Below are 16,663 nucleotides of genomic sequence, written 5' to 3'. Positions count from 1 at the left end.
ATTTAAGGCGTATACTTCCTGAGACCTAAAACGATAGATATCAATAAAAAGCGACTGTTCAGCAGGAATGTGTATGTCTCTAACCCGAAAACGGCGTAGTACCGGTAAAGTGACGATCGCCGATGTTGCTCAACTTGCTGGCGTGGGCACGATGACCGTCTCGCGAGCGCTACGCACGCCGGAGCAGGTTTCTGATAAGCTTCGTGAAAAAATCGAAGCCGCAGTACAGGAACTGGGATATATGCCCAATCTGGCCGCCAGCGCCCTGGCTTCCGCTTCATCGAAAACCATCGCCATGGTGGTACCGAATCTTGCCGAAGCGGGATGTTCCGCGATGTTTGCCGGGCTCCAGCAGATGCTGCAGCCCGCGGGTTATCAAATCATGCTTGCGGAATCGCAGCATCGCGTTGAGCAGGAAGAGAAGCTGCTGGAAACCTTGCTGGCCTCTAACATTGCGGCTGCCATTCTCCTGAGCGTTGAACATAGCGATACCGTACGCCAGTGGCTGAACAACGCCTCGATACCGGTCATGGAGATGGGGGCGATGCGCGCCGATCCGATCGATATGAATATCGGCATCGATAACGCGGCCGCGATGTTCGAGTTAACAGAGATGCTGATCCTGCGCGGCTATCAGAATATCGGCCTGCTGTGCGCCAATCAGGAACAGTGGATTTTTCAGCAACACCTGCAGGGCTGGTACAAAGCAATGCTGCGCCACCATATGTCGCCAAACCGGGTGATTAACGCGGCGCTTCCCCCGAGCTTTTCCACCGGGGCCTCTCAGCTACCGGAATTTTTGCTGGCGTGGCCGGAACTGGATGCGCTGGTCTGCGTTTCGGATGAACTGGCGTGCGGCGCGCTGTACGAATGCCAGCGGCGACGTATCAAAGTCCCTGACGATTTAGCGGTTGTCGGTTTTGGCGACAGCGATGTCAGCCGGGTGTGCCAGCCGCCGCTCACCACGATGGCCGTACCGCATCACAAGATAGGCATTGAAGCAGGACGCGCGCTGCTGGAGCGCCTCAATGAAGGCAACTGGAGCGGTAGAAAGCCTATCGTCTCCAGTTTATGCCTGCGGGATAGCTGTTAGGCCGCTACTCGGCCTCTTCCGGTTTTTCTGATTTCTCTGATTTTGCTGATTCATTGCTGGCGTTGCGGGTCATCCACAGCGCCAGCGCTTTCAACGAATCCGGGGTGAACTCGTCGCAGCGGGCGGTGATCTCTTCAGGCGTCAACCAGCACACTTCGCTGACTTCCTCTTCCTGCAGGGCAAACGGGCCGTGCGACACGCAGCTGAAAAGACTTCCCCAGACGCGGCAGTGCTTATCTTCGTAATAGAACTGACCGTGATCGGCAAAAGGTACACCGGCGATGCCCAGCTCCTCTTCCGCTTCGCGGCGGGCTGACTCCAGCAACTGCTCATCGGCCTGAACCACACCACCGGCGGTGGCATCCAGCATCCCCGGCTGGAAATCTTTGGTCTCGGTGCGGCGCTGCACCAGAATTTTGCCCATTCCGTCATGAACCACAATATAGGTCGCACGATGACGCAGGCACTGCGCGCGCATTTGCTCGCGGCTGGATTGCGCTATCACCTCATTGTTTTCATTAACAATATCTACCCATTCTGTGCTTGCCAAATCGTTCTGTTCCGCCATCAGGAAACCTTACTTATGAAAGCGCTCTCGCGGCGCGTCTTTACGGTTGGGGGTAAATTACGGGTTAATTGCAACCTCTGCAATAACCTGATGATCATCGAGTGCTAAAACCTGCAGTTTATCCCCATCGAGGAGACCGTAGCTGGCGGAGAATCCCCCTTTGGGGATGCTGACCGAGCCGGGATTGAAGAGAAAAACATCGCCGCGCTTCTCGGCTACCGGAATATGAGTATGACCATAAACCAGGACATCGCCAGCGGCGAGAGGGGGCATTTTTTCGGGGCTATACAGATGTCCGTGGGTCAGAAATAGCCGGTTGCGTTCGCCCAACACCTGCTGCCACGGCGCGGTTATCGGGAACTCCAGCAGCATCTGATCGACTTCGCTGTCGCAGTTACCACGCACGGCAATCACCCGCGAAGCCACGCTATTGAGCTTTGTGGCGACCTCCGCAGGCGCATAGCCTGCGGGGAGCGCATTACGCGGCCCATGATTGAGCACATCGCCAAGAATAATCAGCCACTGCGCCCCACTTTGCGCGAACAGTTCCAGAACGCGTTCGGTAGCGGGCAGGGAACCATGAATATCCGATGCAAACATCAGCTTCATTTCTTCCATCTCCACGCATTTTGATGCGCCTATGATAACGGAAGCGCCGCTGCTAATCAGCCGGCACGTTTAGCTGACAGTGCGACATAACGTTGAACTGACGCTCGTTGCCACTGAAATGTGGCGTAGTCCACCAGCGGTTCCGGGACCTCATCACCGTTGAGCACCAGGCGGTTGAGCATCAACGCAAGGTCCGTATCGGCAAGCGACCATTCACCGAACAGGTTATTGCCGCCGTGGGCCAGCAGCGCACCGGCGGCGTCAAACAGCCGGGAGGCGCATTTCTGCCCGGCCTCGCTCAGCGGCGGCCGCTTTTCGCCGCCAAAGACGACCGCCGTTGAGCGCTCTTCGCGGATCGGCATCAGGTCGCTGCGCAGCCAGGCCTGGACCTGACGCGCCCGGGCGCGCTTTTGCAGGTCGTGGGGGTACAGGCGCTCCCACTCCGGCGGGGCAAAGCGTTCGTCGAGATATTCGGTAATGGCGGAAGATTCACTGAGAAAGAAATTGTCGACCTCAAGCAACGGCACGCGGCGGGTCGCACTGTAGCCTTGCCAGCCCGGCTGATGGTTCTCCCCTTTTTCCAGATCAACGGTTTTGAGGGTAAACGGCAGGCTTTTTTCCTGCAGAGCAACGTAAACGGACATCACATACGGCGAGAAAAACTGGGAATCGGACCACAGGGTAATGACGGGCTGGCTCATGACATCCTCTACAAATTATGGGGCGATAAGCCAACATATCCTGTCTTTTGAAGGATGTCACTTACCGCACCATGAGGATTTTGCATCCCCTGAACCGTTAGCCAACCAGCACGGTTTTCGGCTCCAGGTAGGCCTGCATTCCCCATTTCCCCATCTCGCGCCCGAGGCCGGATTGCTTAAAGCCGCCGAAGGGTGCCAGAGGTTCATGATCGAGAGTGTTCACCAGCACGCGCCCGGATTCGATAGCCAACGCCACCTCCTGACCACGCTGGCGATCGCCGCTTAACACCAGGGCACTGAGGCCATAGGTGGTATCGTTGGCCAGCGCAATGGCCTCGGCCTGATCCTGATACGGGATCAGCACCAGCACCGGGCCAAAAATTTCTTCCCGGGCAATCCGCATCTGGTTGTGCACATCGCTGAATACGGTTGGCTTAACGCACCAGCCTTTGTCCATTCCCTGCGATCGGCCTTCGCCACCGACCAACACTCGCGCCCCTTCCTGCTGCCCCAGACGGATATACTCCTGCACCCGTTGCCACTGCTTTTGGCTGACCATCGGGCCAATCGTGGTTTGCAGATCGCGCGGGTCACCGGAGATATACGTCTTCATCCCCTCCACGATAGCCTGTTCAAACTCCGCCAGACGCTGTTCCGGGACCAGAATACGCGTTCCGGCAATGCACGCCTGGCCGCTGTTCATAAACCCGGCCGCCAGCGCCAGGGGCACCGCCTGTTGCACATCGGCATCATCCAGAATCAGGGTCGGCGATTTACCGCCGAGCTCCAGCGTGACGCGTTTCAGGGTTTGCGCACCGCTGGCGATAATATGTTTGCCGACGGCGGTGGAGCCGGTGAAGGAGATCTTCGCAATATCGGGGTGAAGGTTGATGATATCGCCGACCACCTCGCCACGGCCGGTGACGATATTCACTACGCCTGCAGGGATCTGGGCCGCGTGCAGCGCTTCGGTAACGATCTGCGTTTGCCACGCGCTCATCTCACTGGGCTTAATCACCGCGGTACAACCGGCGGCCATCGCGGTCGCCAGCTTGTTACAGATAAACCCCGCATCGCTGTTCCACGGGGTAATCAACCCCGCCACGCCTACCGGGGTCATCACAACCTGCGCCCGTCCCACCTGCTCAACAAATTCAAAGCTCGCCAGGGTCTCCATCGCCAGTTTGATGGTTTGCGCCGGCCACTCCGCCATCCATTGTGCCCGCGACGCAGGCGCGCCGTATTCCGTGACAATGGCGTCCAGTAAATCCGCTTCTCTCGCGCGAACCGCCTGATACATCCGCTCCAGCACTGCCAGACGTTGCTGTTTTGTGGTCTTCGACCACGCGGGGAACGCCGCTTTTGCCGCAGCGATAGCCCGACGTGCGTCCTCTTCATCCGCCAGACGCACCTGACCAATCACCGCCTCCGTTGCGGGGTTGAACAGCGCAAAGGTTTCGCTACCGTGCGGGGTAACAAATTCACCGTCGATATAAATATTGTCAATGTGCAACATGATGGTCGTCCTCAGGGAGTGTATGTGAGGCAGTATAGGGCCGGGGCATTAGCCCGATAAGAGGGTATAATCAACACAACCTGTCACGAAAATCGGGATAATCATGCATCGTAGCGGCCTGACTGAACTGGAAATCCTCCTTGCCGTCGCCCACCGGCGCAGCTTTCGCGCTGCCGCCCGGGAACTGGGCATGTCGGCCACCGCCATCAGCAACGCCATCGCCGGTCTGGAGGCGCGGCTCAACGTCCGTCTGTTTAACCGCACCACCCGCAGCGTTGCCCTGACCGATGCCGGGCAACGCTATGTTGAACGTGTCGCCCCGGCGCTGGCGGAGATCCAGCGGGCCTCGGAGGAGATAGCCACCCAGGCTGAAATGCCCAGCGGAACATTGCGCATCAACGCGCCGCGCGAAAGCAGCGTGCTGCTGTTTGATATCTTCGATGCGTTCCTTAAACGCTATCCACAAATGCGCCTGGACATTACCACCGAGTCGCGGCTGATTGATATTGTCGCCGAAGGCTATGACGCCGGGATCCGCCTCGCGGAGTCCCTGCCGCAGGATATGATTGCCGTCCCTCTCACCCCGGAGGTGCGCATGCTGATCGTCGGGACGCCGGACTATTTTGCCCGTCATGGCACCCCACAAAGCCCGGAAGATCTGCAGCAGCATCAGAGCATCGGCATGCGGATGTCTCACGGCGGGTTGTACCACTGGGAGCTGGAACGGCATCAGCAAAAAGTGACGGTCAACGTGCCGCCGCGAATTATTCTCAGTGAAATGCGCGCCATCCACTGCGCGGCCCGCGCGGGAATTGGTCTGGCATTTATCTCTGACTGGTTTATTCAGGAAGATCTGGCCAGCGGAAGGCTCGTCAGCGCCATGGGAGAGTGGTGTCCGTCGTTTGGCGGGCTGCGCCTCTATTACCCCGGACGACGCCACGTCCCGCCGGGGTTGAAGGCGTTTATCGCCCTGGTGCGCGAGATGCGGGAACGCCCCGGCACTACGCACACTATTTAACCTTAGCCGCTCCCGGATGTTGGCTGGTCGCCTATACTCGAAAAGCGTGCGACCACGACGGCGGGAGACACCATGATCGATCTCTACTACGCGCCCACCCCCAACGGCCAAAAAATTATGCTGTTTCTCGAAGAGGCGCAGCTGGCCTACCGCCTGATTCGGGTAGATATCACCCGCGGCGAACAGTTTCGCCCGCAGTTTCTTACCCTGTCACCGAACAATAAAATCCCCGCCATTGTCGACCATGTTCCCGTCGACGGCGGCGCCCCGCTCGCGGTATTTGAATCCGGGGCGATTTTGCTTTACCTGGCGGAGAAGTCCGGGAAGCTGCTGAGCGGTGAACTCCGGGAGCGTTATACCACGCTGCAGTGGTTATTCTGGCAGGTCAGCGGATTAGGCCCGATGCTGGGACAAAATCACCATTTCAACCACAGTGCGCCGCAGACGGTGCCCTATGCTATTGAGCGTTATCAGGTGGAAACCCAGCGCCTGTACACCGTGCTGAACCGCCGCCTGGAGGCCAGTCCGTGGCTCGGCGGTGAGCATTACAGTATTGCCGATATCGCCTGCTGGCCGTGGATTAACGCCCACCAGCGCCAGCGGATCGATCTCGCCCATTTCCCGGCGGTACATAACTGGTTTGAGCGCATCCGTCAGCGTCCTGCTACCACACAAACGATGATGAAAATTCAACACGGTTAACCCCCTGCTCGCGTGGCATTCTTTCATGTATGATTGCGGAAATTACAACACGGAGGAAGCCTGCAATGTCGCAGCCAGACGCTATTATTCGGATAAAGAACCTGCGCTTACGTACTTTTATCGGTATTAAAGAGGAAGAAATCGCTAACCGTCAGGACGTGGTTATTAACGTCGCGATTCACTACCCGGCAGAGCAGTCGCGATGCAGTGAAGATATCAACGATGCGCTCAATTATCGCACCATCACCAAGCGCATCATCAGCCATATTGAGAATAACCGCTTCTCCCTGCTGGAAAAATTAACGCAGGATGTGCTCGATATCGCATGCGAACACCACTGGGTCACTTATGCTGAAGTAGAGATCGATAAACTTTACGCACTGCGCTATGCCGACTCCGTGTCCATGACCATGAGCTGGCGGCGCTAAGCTTCTTAGGGAGGCGCTATGAGGATTCTGCTTACTGGCGGTACCGGCCTGATTGGCCGGCATCTGATCCCCCGGCTGCTGGAGCTTGGGCATCACGTAACGGTATCAACACGCAGCCCGGAAAAAGCGCAAGGCCGACTGGATGCCCGCGTCACCCTGTGGCGCGGCTTCGAGGGCCATCATCACCTCAATGATATCGATGCCGTTATCAACCTGGCGGGCGAACCTATCGCCGACAAACGCTGGTCGGCGGAACAAAAACAGCGCCTGTGCCACAGCCGCTGGGATATCACCCAAAAACTGGTCAACCTGTTCAACGCCAGCGATACCCCACCGTCCGTACTGATCAGCGGTTCTGCCGTCGGTTATTACGGCGATCTCGGGGAAGTTGTCGTCACCGAAGAGGAACCGCCACACCACGAATTCACGCACAAACTCTGCGCCCGCTGGGAGCAGCTGGCCTGCGAAGCGCAGAGCGACCGCACCCGCGTCTGCCTGCTGCGCACCGGCGTCGTGCTGGCACCTAAGGGCGGGATCCTTGCCAAAATGTTGCCGGCCTTCCGGCTTGGCCTCGGCGGCCCTATCGGCAATGGCAGGCAGTATATGGCGTGGATCCATATCGACGATATGGTAAACGGTATTCTGTGGCTGCTGGATAACGACCTCAGCGGCCCATTTAATCTGGTTTCTCCGTATCCGGTGCGCAATGAGCGCTTCGCCCATGCGCTCGGCGAGGCGCTGAATCGCCCGGCAATCTTCCGCGTGCCGGCAACGGCGATTCGCCTGCTGATGGGAGAGTCATCGGTGCTGGTGCTGGGCGGCCAGCGGGCGCTGCCGAAACGGCTGGAAGCCGCTGGATTTGGCTTCCGCTGGTACGATCTGGAAGAGGCACTCAAAAACATCCTTGGCTAAACGCCCCACCGGTTAACGCCAGGAGATACCCCTATCTCCTGGCACTTCCCACTCGCCTTATCATCCCGGCAAACCCGCCTGTGGAAGCCGTCTCGCAACGCTCTCATCTCCTGCTGCTGTGCCCTTTTCCCCTGTGAAGCGCATTCCAGCTTCTTTTGCCGGTCTCTGTCATAACGTCCCGGTGTCTGTTTTTTCACCAAAACAATGTTGACACCCGTCAACAGCTCATTCACTCTCTCAGGACTCGATGATGAAGGAACATCCGGATAAACACATCAGAGCAGCAATTGACTATGCATGCTCACTGGGATGGATTTTTATTGCTGACGGCAAGAGCGCGCACTGCTTTGGACGACTCAGGTGCGGTACGGCTGGTCATCGCGAACACATGATGAGCATCTGGTCTACCCCTGCCGTTCCCGAGCTTCATGCCAGGCAAATCATCAGGATGGTCGACCGCTGCCGCTGAGCGTCGGTGCCCCGGTTTAACGATAAGGATCGCAAATAATGGCCCTCTATAACTTTACGCTAACCCTGTCAGGCGTTAACAGCCATACGCCAGGCCTTGAGGACGCACTGCATCGCGCAGGCTGTACTGATGCGTTGGTCTGCTTTTATGGCACCGCGGTGTATCTGGAATTCGATCGCGAAAGCGATTCCCTTGAACAGGCGATTCTGTCAGCGATCGATAACATCGAATCCGCATCAGCGCTGAACGTCCGGGTTGAATCCGTTGACGCTACGCTGGTGGGCCTGAGCGACATCGCCGAACTCACCGGTCTTTCGCGCCAGGCCGTCGCCCTGCTGAAAGACGGCGCGCGAGGCTCCGGCAAATTTCCCGGCCCGGTACAGCGCATCACCGGCAACTCGCCGCTGTGGCGCTGGCAAACCATTGTGAACTGGCTGGTTGCCGAAGCCAGAGTAGACGCAGATTCGCCACTTGTCGAACAGGCCGGGGTCCTCGACAGCCTGAATCTGGCGCTGCAGCTGCGCTCCTCTCGTCAAAGCGACACCGTGTTGCACTATTTTCACCAGATAAACAAACCGCTAACGGCCTCACCCTCGACCTCACCGGCTGCGGGGTAATCCGCCGTAAGCTCCGGTATAAGATCATGTTATCCATGACTTTCTGATGGTAAGGTGAGCGGACGTTCCAGCGAAATGGCCCGCTTATGATGACATTAACCACTCCTCGTCTGCTGCTTTCCCCGTTTACCGAAGCGGACTGGCCCTTTTTCCTGCGCCTGCGTCGCGACCCTGAAGTGATGCAGTTTATGGGTGAGCTCCTTGATGAAGCCGCGCTGCGTAATCTGTTTACGGCCCGCTGCACCGACCCCGGAGTGTTTGTCCTGCGCGATCGCCATCATCAGGCTATTGGCGATATCGGTTTGCGCATCAGCAGCAAAAACCCGCACGAAGCGGATGTCGGCTATGCCCTGCTACCGGACGCGCAGGGCCAGGGGTATGCCAGCGAAGCGCTACAGGCGATATGCGAATACGGATTTCAGCAGCTCGGCGTCAACGCCATCAATGCGTGGGTTCTCGGGGACAATATCGGCTCAGCGCGGCTGCTGGAAAAACATGGCTTTACGCGGATTCAGGTGCTGGAAAACGCCTACCACCTGAACGGGGTAGATTACGATGACTGGGTGTACCGGCGGGAACGGTAAGACTCTCCCGGCGAGCGACCTCACCGGGAGATAACGTAAAACTTATTTCAGCGAACCTTTCAGGAACTGCTGTAAGCGCGGGCTTTTCGGGTTGCCGAACAGCTCGTCCGGGTTGCCTTCTTCTTCGATTTTGCCCTGATGCAGGAAAATGACGTGCGATGAGACATGGCGTGCAAAGCCCATTTCATGGGTCACCACTACCATGGTTTTGCCCTCTTCCGCCAGTTGCTGCATGATCCGCAGCACTTCCCCAACCAGCTCAGGATCGAGGGCTGACGTTGGTTCGTCAAACAGCAACACATCCGGCTCCATCGCCAGCGCGCGGGCAATCGACACGCGTTGCTGCTGACCGCCGGAGAGATGCACCGGGTATTTGGCCTGTTGACGTTCATCAATCCCGACTTTCGCCAGATATTTCCCCGCCCGCTCACGCGCTTCCTGCTTGCTTAAGCCGAGCACCTGAATCGGCGCTTCCATGACGTTTTCCAGCACCGTCATGTGGCTCCACAGGTTGAAATGCTGGAACACCATCGTCAGGCGGGTGCGCAGCAAACGCAGCTGGTTTTTATCCGAAACCTTGAGCTGACCATCTTTGTCGCGGACCAGACCAATATTCTGCCCGTTAACCACAATCGTGCCTTCACTGGGCTTTTCAAGAAAGTTAATGCAGCGCAAAAAGGTACTTTTACCGGAACCAGATGAACCGATAATGCTGATAACGTCCCCGGCTTTCGCCTTTAATGAGACGCCCTTCAGAACTTCATGCTCGCCGTAACGTTTATGCAGATCGATAACATTTAATTTATTGTCGGACATGGCGGTCTCAATGCGTCGAAGAAGGTTTGATATGCTGCAACCAGCGCTTTTCCGCTTTGCGGAACAGGCTAATCAGGACATACGAAATAATTAAATAGAGCACCGCGGCGATCCCGAAGGCGGTAAACGGCTGGTAGGTCGCCGAGTTAATATCCCTGGCGATTTTCAGCAGATCCGGCACGGTGGCGGTAAACGCCAGCGCGGTGGAATGCAGCATCAGAATCACTTCATTGCTGTATGCGGGCAGCGCGATACGCAGCGCAGAGGGCAAAATAATGCAGCGATACAGTTTGACCGAAGAGAAACCGTACGCCCGCGCCGCTTCAATTTCCCCGGCAGGCACAGAGCGAATCGCCCCGGCGAAAATCTCCGTGGTGTAGGCGCAGGTGTTCAGGGTCAACGCCAGCACCGTACAGTTCAGACCGCTGCGGAAAAACGCGTTCAGCAGCTCGGTGCCTTTGACGATTTCCAGGGTGTACATCCCGGAGTAAAACACCAGCAGCTGGACGTACAGCGGCGTACCGCGGAACACGTAGGTAAAGAGCCAGATCGGAAATTGAATGTATTTGTTGCTTGAGACACGACCGATGGCGAGGAAAACCGCCAGAATGCCGCCCATCACCACCGAGGAAATAAGCAGCCACAGGGTAATCGCGACGCCGGTAAAGCGGTAACCGTCAGTCCACAGCAGGGATTTCCAGTACTCCTGAATAATCTCAATCACAGGTCAGCCCTCTTCACGCCCACGGAGTAACGGCGTTCAAGCAGCAGCAGTACACCATTGGAAATCGTTGTAAATACGAGATACACCAGGCCGCAAACGATCGCAAAGTAGAACGGCTGCCAGGTGCTTTTCCCCGCCAGCTGCGTGGCTTTGACCACATCTTCCAGCCCCAGCAGAGACACCAGCGCCGTCGCCTTCAGGATAACCTGCCAGTTGTTGCCAATACCCGGCAACGCGTAGCGCATCATCGCCGGGAAAAGGATCCGCCGGAAGGTCTGCCCGCCGCTAAAGCCAAAGGCGGTTGCCGCTTCAATATGCCCTTTTGGCACGGCCAGGAATGCGCCCCTGAAAGTTTCAGTAAAATAGGCACCGTAGATAAAGCCGAGGGTGATGATCCCCGCAATCATCGGGTCGATATCAAACTGAGACAAGCCCAGCGCATCGGTCAGGGTGTTCAGAGCAATTTGCAGCCCATAGAAAATCAGCAGCATCAGGACCAGATCGGGCACCCCACGGATCAACGTGGTGTAGCCTTCAAATACCAGTGCCAGTGGTCGATTGCTCGATAATTTTGCTCCGGCACCGGCCAGACCGATAAGGACCGCCAGCACAACTGAACTGAGCGCCAGTTCAAGCGTAACAATAGCGCCCTGAAAAATAACCTGTGAAAACCCGTACAGCATGCTGTCTGCCCTGTCTGTCATCGTCCATCGCGCGCTTAAACACGCGCGATGGGGTACGCCTGATGGTTAGTCACCGTACACGTTAAAATCGAAGTATTTTTTCGCCAGCTTGTCGTAGGTTCCATCTTTGCGCATCTCCGCGAAGGCTTTATTCAGCGCTTCACGCAGCTCGTTGTCTTCTTTACGCAGGCCCATACCGGTGCCGACGCCGAACAACTTCTCGTCCTTAATGGATGGCCCGCCAAACTGGTAATCTTTACCAATCGGTTGTTTGAGGAATCCTTCGCTCGCGGCGACTTCGTCCTGGAATGCTGCATCGATACGGCCAGCGGTCAGGTCAGAATAGATATTGTCCTGGCCCTGATAGGAGACAATTTCGATACCTTTTGGCGCCCAGTGCTCGTTGCCGTAGGTTTCCTGAGTCGTCCCCTGCAGCACGCCGATACGCTTGCCTTTCAGTTTGGCGAGGTCAGGTACGATATCGCTGCCCTTTTTCACTACCAGGCGAGAATCCGCCGCGTAGAGTTTGTCGGTGAAGGCGATTTCCTGCTGACGTTTTTCAGTAATCGACAACGACGACATAATCGCATCGATTTTCTTGGCTTTTAAAGATGGGATCAGCGCATCCAGCGGGTTTTCAACGAAGGTACATTGCGTATTGATACGCTTACACAGCTCTTTCGCCAGATCGATGTCAAAACCAATCAATTCACCCTGCGCATTTTTCGATTCGAACGGGGCATAAGTGGGATCGGTGCCGATACGTACTTTTTGCGGAATGGCTGCAAATACCGTGGAAACGCTGGAAAGGGCCAGCGCCAAAGAAAGAGACAACGCCAGTTTTTTCATAACTATCCTCAACAGACTGTCATTCTAACGGGTTTATAAGAAGTGCTAACGGCAGTTATCGTGCCATTATTCGCCCCGGTAAGGCAAAACATTCTGCGCCATGGAGCAAATTTTTTCTCATCATAAACGCTTAACTATGCACTACTTACCCGCCAGACCCGCCTTTCCTGCACCATATTGATGCAGCAAAAGCGAGCGCCGCACCAAAATAAGGCATTGCTGGATGTGCCACATCCACCAGACCCGGCTGCCCGGGTCTGGTGCGACGTTTAGTCACCGTACACGTTGAAGTTGAAGTACTTCTTCGCCAGCTTGTCGTAGGTACCGTCTTTACGCATATCACCTAACGCTTTATCGAACGCGGTTTTCAGCTCGCTATCGGTTTTACGCAGGCCAATGCCGGTACCGTCACCGAAGAATTTTTTATCTTTGACAGAAGGACCGGCAAAATCAAAATCTTTACCGGCGGGTTGTTTGAGGAAGCCTTCGCTGGCCGCGACTTCATCCTGCAGCGCAGCATCAAGGCGACCCGCGGCCAGGTCAGAGTAGATCAGATCCTGGTTCTGGTAGGCCACCACATCAACACCCTGGCTACGCCAGCGCTCATTACCATAGGCTTCCTGAGTGGAACCCTGCAGGACACCGACATGCTTGCCTTTCAGCGATTCCAGGGTCGGCTGGATCGGCGAGCCTTTCGGCGCAATCAGGCGGGAGTCGGCTGCATACAGCTTGTCAGAGAAGGCAATCTCCTGCTGACGTTTTTCAGTGATTGATAACGAGGAGATAATGGCGTCAATTTTCTTCGCCTTCAGCGACGGAATTAACGAGTCGAAGTCACTGCCCACCCAGGTACATTTCACCTTGATACGCGAACACAGCTCGTTGCCCAGGTCGATATCAAAGCCGACGAAATCCCCTTTCACATCCTTGGACGAGAAAGGCGCATAGGTGGCATCGGTACCGATACGAATGCTTTGCGGAAGCGCGGCAAACGCGCTGGAGGCACTGCTGAGTCCCATCATTAAAGAGAGGGCCAGGATCGTCTTCTTCATACAATACCCTTAAGTGTCGTGATGTTGTTATGTCGTGCGTTATGTAGTTATGTGTGCTGCCAACGAATCCTGCAGGTTTTGTGCCATCTTCTCAGTGCGTGCTGGAAACAGCGTTAAATTTGTTAATAGAAGGTTGCAGGATTGTCTAGAAAGGGAAGATAACAGCATTAGCGGATAAACCGCAGCGGCCAGACGCAAAAAAACAAATTAAATGTCGAGGATTTGATCAAGGCAGCAAAATTGCACTGCAACCGCGCAAAGGTTAATAAACAGCACTATTAAGGTGCGCTAGCCGGCCCCTGCCAACGGGTAAACAGGTCCTGCGGGAGGGTAATATCGAACTGATCGATGACGCGATTAACCGTCTGGTTAATGACGTCGTCGAGGGTTTGCGGACGATGATAAAACGCCGGCACCGGCGGCATAATAACGGCCCCCATCTCCGCCGCCTGCACCATCAGGCGCAGATGCCCGAGGTGAAACGGCGTCTCCCGCACGCACAGCACCAGCGGACGACGCTCTTTGAGCACCACGTCTGCCGCGCGGGTCAGCAGACCGTCGGTATAGCTGTGAACAATGCCCGACAGCGTTTTCACCGAGCAAGGCAGGATCGCCATGCCGGCGGTCTTAAACGAACCTGAAGAGATGCTGGCGGCGATATCCCGGGCATCATGGACCACGTCGGCCAGCGCCTGCACATCACGCAGCGAATAATCGGTCTCCAGCGCCAGGGTCTGTCGCGCGGCCTGACTCATGATCAGATGGGTTTCGACATCGGGAACATCGCGGAGAATTTGCAGCAAGCGCACACCGTAAATCGCGCCGCTGGCGCCAGAAATCCCAATAATAAGTCGTTTCACGATGTTTGCCCCTTCCACATAATGTTGCAGACTTTGCCGGATTATGGCGCAGGACGCAAGCACACGAAGCTTTCACGTACCACCAGATGCACCGGCATCAGCAGGTTTCTCCCTCCCCTCAACCAGCGCCTGCTGGTAGCCTTCCACGCGCTGGCGAATACTGTAATGGCCTTGCGAATGGCCGAGGAAGGCAAAATGCGTATTTGGGTAGATGAGACGTAACGCGACAACAAAAAAACCCGCGGTCAGCAGACGGCGGGTTTTTCGTAACAAAGGGAAAGATTACCCTTCGTTATGCATCTCTAAGTTCTCGACTTCATTCTGACGCTGTACCGCTTTGGCGTCGTCATTACGCAGAGAATCGAGATAATCCAGATAGCGCTGGTCGACGTCTTTGGTGACGTACACGCCGTTGAACACCGAGCATTCAAACTGCTGAATATCCGGATTTTCCGCACGTACAGCGTCAATCAGATCGTTCAGATCCTGGAAAATCAGGCCATCGGCACCGATGATCTGGCGGATTTCGTCCACTTCGCGACCGTGGGCAATAAGCTCGGTGGCCGTTGGCATATCAATACCGTAGACGTTCGGGAAGCGAATCTCAGGCGCGGCGGAGGCCAGATAGACCTTCTTCGCACCGGCTTCGCGAGCCATCTCGATAATCTGCTCAGAAGTGGTACCACGAACGATGGAGTCATCCACCAGCAGCACGTTTTTATCACGGAACTCAGCACGGTTGGCGTTGAGCTTACGGCGCACTGATTTGCGACGCAGCTGCTGTCCCGGCATGATGAAGGTCCGGCCAACGTAACGGTTTTTCACGAAACCCTGACGATATGGTTTGTCGAGGATACGGGCGATTTCCAGCGCGATATCGCACGAGGTTTCCGGAATCGGAATGACCACATCGATATCCAGATCTTCCCATTCACGCGCGATTTTCTCGCCCAGCTTGGTACCCATGTTAACGCGGGCGCTGTAGACGGAAATTTTATCGATAAAGGAGTCTGGACGCGCAAAGTAAACGTATTCGAACAGGCACGGGTTGCTGACCGGATTTTCCGCACACTGACGGGTAAACAGCTGGCCTTTTTCGGTGATATAAACCGCTTCACCCGGCGCAACGTCACGCAGGAACTCAAAGCCCAGGGTATCCAGTGCCACGCTTTCGGACGCCACCATATACTCGGTACGACCGTCACCCACATCACGTTTACCCAGCACCAGAGGACGGATGCCGTTCGGATCGCGGAACGCGACCATACCATGACCGATAATCATCGCCACGCAGGCATAAGCGCCACGAATCTGCCGGTTCGTCGCGGCGATCGCGGCAAAAATGTTATCCGCTTCCAGCGGGTAATGGCGGAAATTATCCAGCTCGCTGGCAAAGATGTTGAGCAGGATTTCAGAATCGGAGGTGGTGTTGATGTGGCGGCGTTTTTCTTCAAACAGCTTTTTACGCAGCTCGTGCGCGTTGGTCAGGTTGCCGTTGTGCGCCAACGTGATGCCATACGGTGAGTTGACGTAGAAAGGCTGCGCCTCGGAAGCACTTGAGCTGCCAGCCGTCGGATAGCGAACATGGCCAATACCCATATTGCCCTGCATACGCTGCATATGGCGAGCTTCAAAAATATCGCTCACCATGCCGTTTGCTTTACGCAAACGGAAACAGTTATTTGCATCAATCGTGATGATGCCTGCGGCATCCTGGCCACGATGCTGAAGCACCGTTAACGCGTCATAAATCGACTGGTTTACCGGCATAACACCGGCGATACCGACAATACCGCACATACGTCTTTTCCTCGTTCAGCCACATCCCAACGCTTATGCTTTGGGCAAGAAACTTGACGAGCTTTGCAGATAGTCAAAAAACCATCTGATAACGAAACTGAACTGCGGGATAAGCTCTGACTTTTGCCAGTCTTCGCTTTTCGCCATACCGGTAAAACTATCGAGAAAGAACAGTATCGCAGAGACTATCAGCACGCCACGCAGGGCGCCAAAACAGATCCCTAACACCCTGTCGGTACCCGACAGGCCGGTCTTCTCTACCAGTGCGCCAATCACATAGTTAACAATGGCGCCGACGATCAGCGTTGCGATAAACAGTATCGCGATAGCAATCCCATTGCGGACCATTTCGTCTTCAAAACCCGTGAACCAGACAGCCAGGTAAGTGTAGTAATGGCTGGCAACAAAGAAAGCACATCCCCATGTCACCAACGATAACGCTTCACGAACAAAGCCGCGGATCAGGCTTACCAGACAGGAAAAACCAATCACCGCAATAATGACGTAATCAATCCAGACCATAAACATCCCACGATTTACGCCCTGTCGTCCAGTTCGGGGCGCATTCTAACAGAAAAAGAAAACGTTTGCGTAGGGATTTCCGTGCCCTACAGAAATAAAAATGGCGCTGAAAAAACATTCAACGCCATGCTGTCTTTAGC

21 protein-coding genes are annotated in these 16,663 nt (G+C 55.7%); 8 read left to right on the top strand and 13 right to left on the bottom strand.

The annotated features are described in order from the left end of the window. Positions 1-73 precede the first annotated feature (73 nt). Positions 74-1,093 (top strand): LacI family DNA-binding transcriptional regulator, encoded by a 1,020-nt coding sequence (locus ACMYSN_RS22375; protein WP_174507799.1) that lies wholly within the window; start codon positions 74-76, stop codon positions 1,091-1,093. A gap of 4 nt (positions 1,094-1,097) precedes the next feature. Here the strand turns inward: ACMYSN_RS22375 and yfcD are convergent, their stop codons facing one another. The 4 genes from yfcD to ACMYSN_RS22355 form a co-directional block, all read right to left on the bottom strand. After that, positions 1,098-1,661, bottom strand: a complete 564-nt coding sequence (gene yfcD / locus ACMYSN_RS22370; RefSeq protein ID WP_123755246.1) for an NUDIX hydrolase YfcD — start codon at positions 1,659-1,661, stop codon at positions 1,098-1,100. Positions 1,662-1,718: 57 nt separating this feature from the next. After that, on the bottom strand, positions 1,719-2,270 hold the full coding sequence (gene yfcE / locus ACMYSN_RS22365; RefSeq protein ID WP_123755527.1) for a phosphodiesterase: 552 nt from the start codon (positions 2,268-2,270) through the stop codon (positions 1,719-1,721). 56 nt (positions 2,271-2,326) lie between these two features. Then, positions 2,327-2,971, bottom strand: coding sequence for a glutathione S-transferase (yfcF, locus tag ACMYSN_RS22360; RefSeq protein ID WP_462496210.1), 645 nt, complete (start codon positions 2,969-2,971; stop codon positions 2,327-2,329). Between the two features lie 97 nt (positions 2,972-3,068). Next, a complete protein-coding gene (locus ACMYSN_RS22355) occupies positions 3,069-4,487 on the bottom strand; it encodes an aldehyde dehydrogenase family protein (RefSeq protein WP_462496209.1) in 1,419 nt (472 codons plus the stop codon). Between the two features lie 103 nt (positions 4,488-4,590). Here ACMYSN_RS22355 and ACMYSN_RS22350 point away from each other — a divergent pair, with 103 nt between their 5' ends. From ACMYSN_RS22350 to ACMYSN_RS22320, 7 genes are all read left to right on the top strand, one after another. Beyond that, complete coding sequence (locus tag ACMYSN_RS22350; protein WP_462496208.1) at positions 4,591-5,505, top strand: LysR family transcriptional regulator; 915 nt, start codon at positions 4,591-4,593, stop codon at positions 5,503-5,505. Positions 5,506-5,577: 72 nt separating this feature from the next. Next, a complete protein-coding gene (gene yfcG / locus ACMYSN_RS22345; protein ID WP_462496207.1) occupies positions 5,578-6,207 on the top strand; it encodes a GSH-dependent disulfide bond oxidoreductase in 630 nt (209 codons plus the stop codon). Between the two features lie 65 nt (positions 6,208-6,272). After that, on the top strand, positions 6,273-6,635 hold the full coding sequence (gene folX / locus ACMYSN_RS22340) for a dihydroneopterin triphosphate 2'-epimerase (protein WP_154144196.1): 363 nt from the start codon (positions 6,273-6,275) through the stop codon (positions 6,633-6,635). Positions 6,636-6,653: 18 nt separating this feature from the next. Continuing rightward, positions 6,654-7,547 carry an epimerase gene (locus tag ACMYSN_RS22335; protein ID WP_462496206.1) on the top strand — a complete coding sequence of 298 codons (894 nt, stop codon included), beginning with the start codon at positions 6,654-6,656 and terminating at the stop codon, positions 7,545-7,547. 250 nt (positions 7,548-7,797) lie between these two features. Further along, positions 7,798-8,016 carry a hypothetical protein gene (locus ACMYSN_RS22330; RefSeq protein WP_462498314.1) on the top strand — a complete coding sequence of 73 codons (219 nt, stop codon included), beginning with the start codon at positions 7,798-7,800 and terminating at the stop codon, positions 8,014-8,016. A gap of 38 nt (positions 8,017-8,054) precedes the next feature. After that, positions 8,055-8,633 (top strand): helix-turn-helix transcriptional regulator, encoded by a 579-nt coding sequence (locus tag ACMYSN_RS22325; protein ID WP_462496205.1) that lies wholly within the window; start codon positions 8,055-8,057, stop codon positions 8,631-8,633. 86 nt (positions 8,634-8,719) lie between these two features. Continuing rightward, a complete protein-coding gene (locus ACMYSN_RS22320) occupies positions 8,720-9,217 on the top strand; it encodes a GNAT family N-acetyltransferase (RefSeq protein ID WP_462496204.1) in 498 nt (165 codons plus the stop codon). A gap of 42 nt (positions 9,218-9,259) precedes the next feature. On the opposite strand, the gene hisP is transcribed toward ACMYSN_RS22320, so the two are convergent. The 9 genes from hisP to cvpA form a co-directional block, all read right to left on the bottom strand. Then, positions 9,260-10,033 carry a histidine ABC transporter ATP-binding protein HisP gene (gene hisP / locus ACMYSN_RS22315; RefSeq protein ID WP_462496203.1) on the bottom strand — a complete coding sequence of 258 codons (774 nt, stop codon included), beginning with the start codon at positions 10,031-10,033 and terminating at the stop codon, positions 9,260-9,262. Between the two features lie 7 nt (positions 10,034-10,040). Next, positions 10,041-10,757, bottom strand: a complete 717-nt coding sequence (locus tag ACMYSN_RS22310; protein ID WP_123755257.1) for an ABC transporter permease — start codon at positions 10,755-10,757, stop codon at positions 10,041-10,043. Next, positions 10,754-11,440 (bottom strand): histidine ABC transporter permease HisQ, encoded by a 687-nt coding sequence (locus tag ACMYSN_RS22305; protein WP_123755258.1) that lies wholly within the window; start codon positions 11,438-11,440, stop codon positions 10,754-10,756. The genes ACMYSN_RS22310 and ACMYSN_RS22305 overlap by 4 nt, the downstream gene beginning before the upstream one ends. Positions 11,441-11,506: 66 nt before the next feature. Further along, positions 11,507-12,289 (bottom strand): histidine ABC transporter substrate-binding protein HisJ, encoded by a 783-nt coding sequence (hisJ, locus tag ACMYSN_RS22300; RefSeq protein WP_123755259.1) that lies wholly within the window; start codon positions 12,287-12,289, stop codon positions 11,507-11,509. A gap of 269 nt (positions 12,290-12,558) precedes the next feature. After that, positions 12,559-13,341, bottom strand: coding sequence for an ABC transporter substrate-binding protein (gene argT, locus ACMYSN_RS22295; RefSeq protein ID WP_462496202.1), 783 nt, complete (start codon positions 13,339-13,341; stop codon positions 12,559-12,561). A 278-nt stretch (positions 13,342-13,619) separates the two neighbouring features. Next, complete coding sequence (locus ACMYSN_RS22290; RefSeq protein ID WP_462496201.1) at positions 13,620-14,201, bottom strand: UbiX family flavin prenyltransferase; 582 nt, start codon at positions 14,199-14,201, stop codon at positions 13,620-13,622. Between the two features lie 72 nt (positions 14,202-14,273). Continuing rightward, positions 14,274-14,474, bottom strand: coding sequence for a hypothetical protein (locus ACMYSN_RS22285; RefSeq protein ID WP_462496200.1), 201 nt, complete (start codon positions 14,472-14,474; stop codon positions 14,274-14,276). A gap of 9 nt (positions 14,475-14,483) precedes the next feature. Further along, positions 14,484-16,001, bottom strand: coding sequence for an amidophosphoribosyltransferase (purF, locus tag ACMYSN_RS22280; protein WP_123755266.1), 1,518 nt, complete (start codon positions 15,999-16,001; stop codon positions 14,484-14,486). Positions 16,002-16,034: 33 nt separating this feature from the next. Continuing rightward, positions 16,035-16,523, bottom strand: a complete 489-nt coding sequence (gene cvpA, locus ACMYSN_RS22275) for a colicin V production protein (RefSeq protein WP_004865201.1) — start codon at positions 16,521-16,523, stop codon at positions 16,035-16,037. Positions 16,524-16,663: the final 140 nt, after the last annotated feature.

Source organism: Klebsiella sp. R445 (assembly GCF_051131755.1).
Lineage (GTDB): Bacteria > Pseudomonadota > Gammaproteobacteria > Enterobacterales > Enterobacteriaceae > Klebsiella > Klebsiella lignicola.
This window is presented reverse-complemented; position numbering and strand designations above follow the sequence as displayed.

Coding starts and splice junctions, on each gene's coding strand:
- ACMYSN_RS22375 (WP_174507799.1), top strand. CDS start 74: ATGTCTCTAACCCGAAAACGGCGTAGTACCGGTAAAGTGACGATCGCC.
- yfcD (WP_123755246.1), bottom strand. CDS start 1,661: ATGGCGGAACAGAACGATTTGGCAAGCACAGAATGGGTAGATATTGTT.
- yfcE (WP_123755527.1), bottom strand. CDS start 2,270: ATGAAGCTGATGTTTGCATCGGATATTCATGGTTCCCTGCCCGCTACC.
- yfcF (WP_462496210.1), bottom strand. CDS start 2,971: ATGAGCCAGCCCGTCATTACCCTGTGGTCCGATTCCCAGTTTTTCTCG.
- ACMYSN_RS22355 (WP_462496209.1), bottom strand. CDS start 4,487: ATGTTGCACATTGACAATATTTATATCGACGGTGAATTTGTTACCCCG.
- ACMYSN_RS22350 (WP_462496208.1), top strand. CDS start 4,591: ATGCATCGTAGCGGCCTGACTGAACTGGAAATCCTCCTTGCCGTCGCC.
- yfcG (WP_462496207.1), top strand. CDS start 5,578: ATGATCGATCTCTACTACGCGCCCACCCCCAACGGCCAAAAAATTATG.
- folX (WP_154144196.1), top strand. CDS start 6,273: ATGTCGCAGCCAGACGCTATTATTCGGATAAAGAACCTGCGCTTACGT.
- ACMYSN_RS22335 (WP_462496206.1), top strand. CDS start 6,654: ATGAGGATTCTGCTTACTGGCGGTACCGGCCTGATTGGCCGGCATCTG.
- ACMYSN_RS22330 (WP_462498314.1), top strand. CDS start 7,798: ATGAAGGAACATCCGGATAAACACATCAGAGCAGCAATTGACTATGCA.
- ACMYSN_RS22325 (WP_462496205.1), top strand. CDS start 8,055: ATGGCCCTCTATAACTTTACGCTAACCCTGTCAGGCGTTAACAGCCAT.
- ACMYSN_RS22320 (WP_462496204.1), top strand. CDS start 8,720: ATGATGACATTAACCACTCCTCGTCTGCTGCTTTCCCCGTTTACCGAA.
- hisP (WP_462496203.1), bottom strand. CDS start 10,033: ATGTCCGACAATAAATTAAATGTTATCGATCTGCATAAACGTTACGGC.
- ACMYSN_RS22305 (WP_123755258.1), bottom strand. CDS start 11,440: ATGCTGTACGGGTTTTCACAGGTTATTTTTCAGGGCGCTATTGTTACG.
- hisJ (WP_123755259.1), bottom strand. CDS start 12,289: ATGAAAAAACTGGCGTTGTCTCTTTCTTTGGCGCTGGCCCTTTCCAGC.
- argT (WP_462496202.1), bottom strand. CDS start 13,341: ATGAAGAAGACGATCCTGGCCCTCTCTTTAATGATGGGACTCAGCAGT.
- purF (WP_123755266.1), bottom strand. CDS start 16,001: ATGTGCGGTATTGTCGGTATCGCCGGTGTTATGCCGGTAAACCAGTCG.
- cvpA (WP_004865201.1), bottom strand. CDS start 16,523: ATGGTCTGGATTGATTACGTCATTATTGCGGTGATTGGTTTTTCCTGT.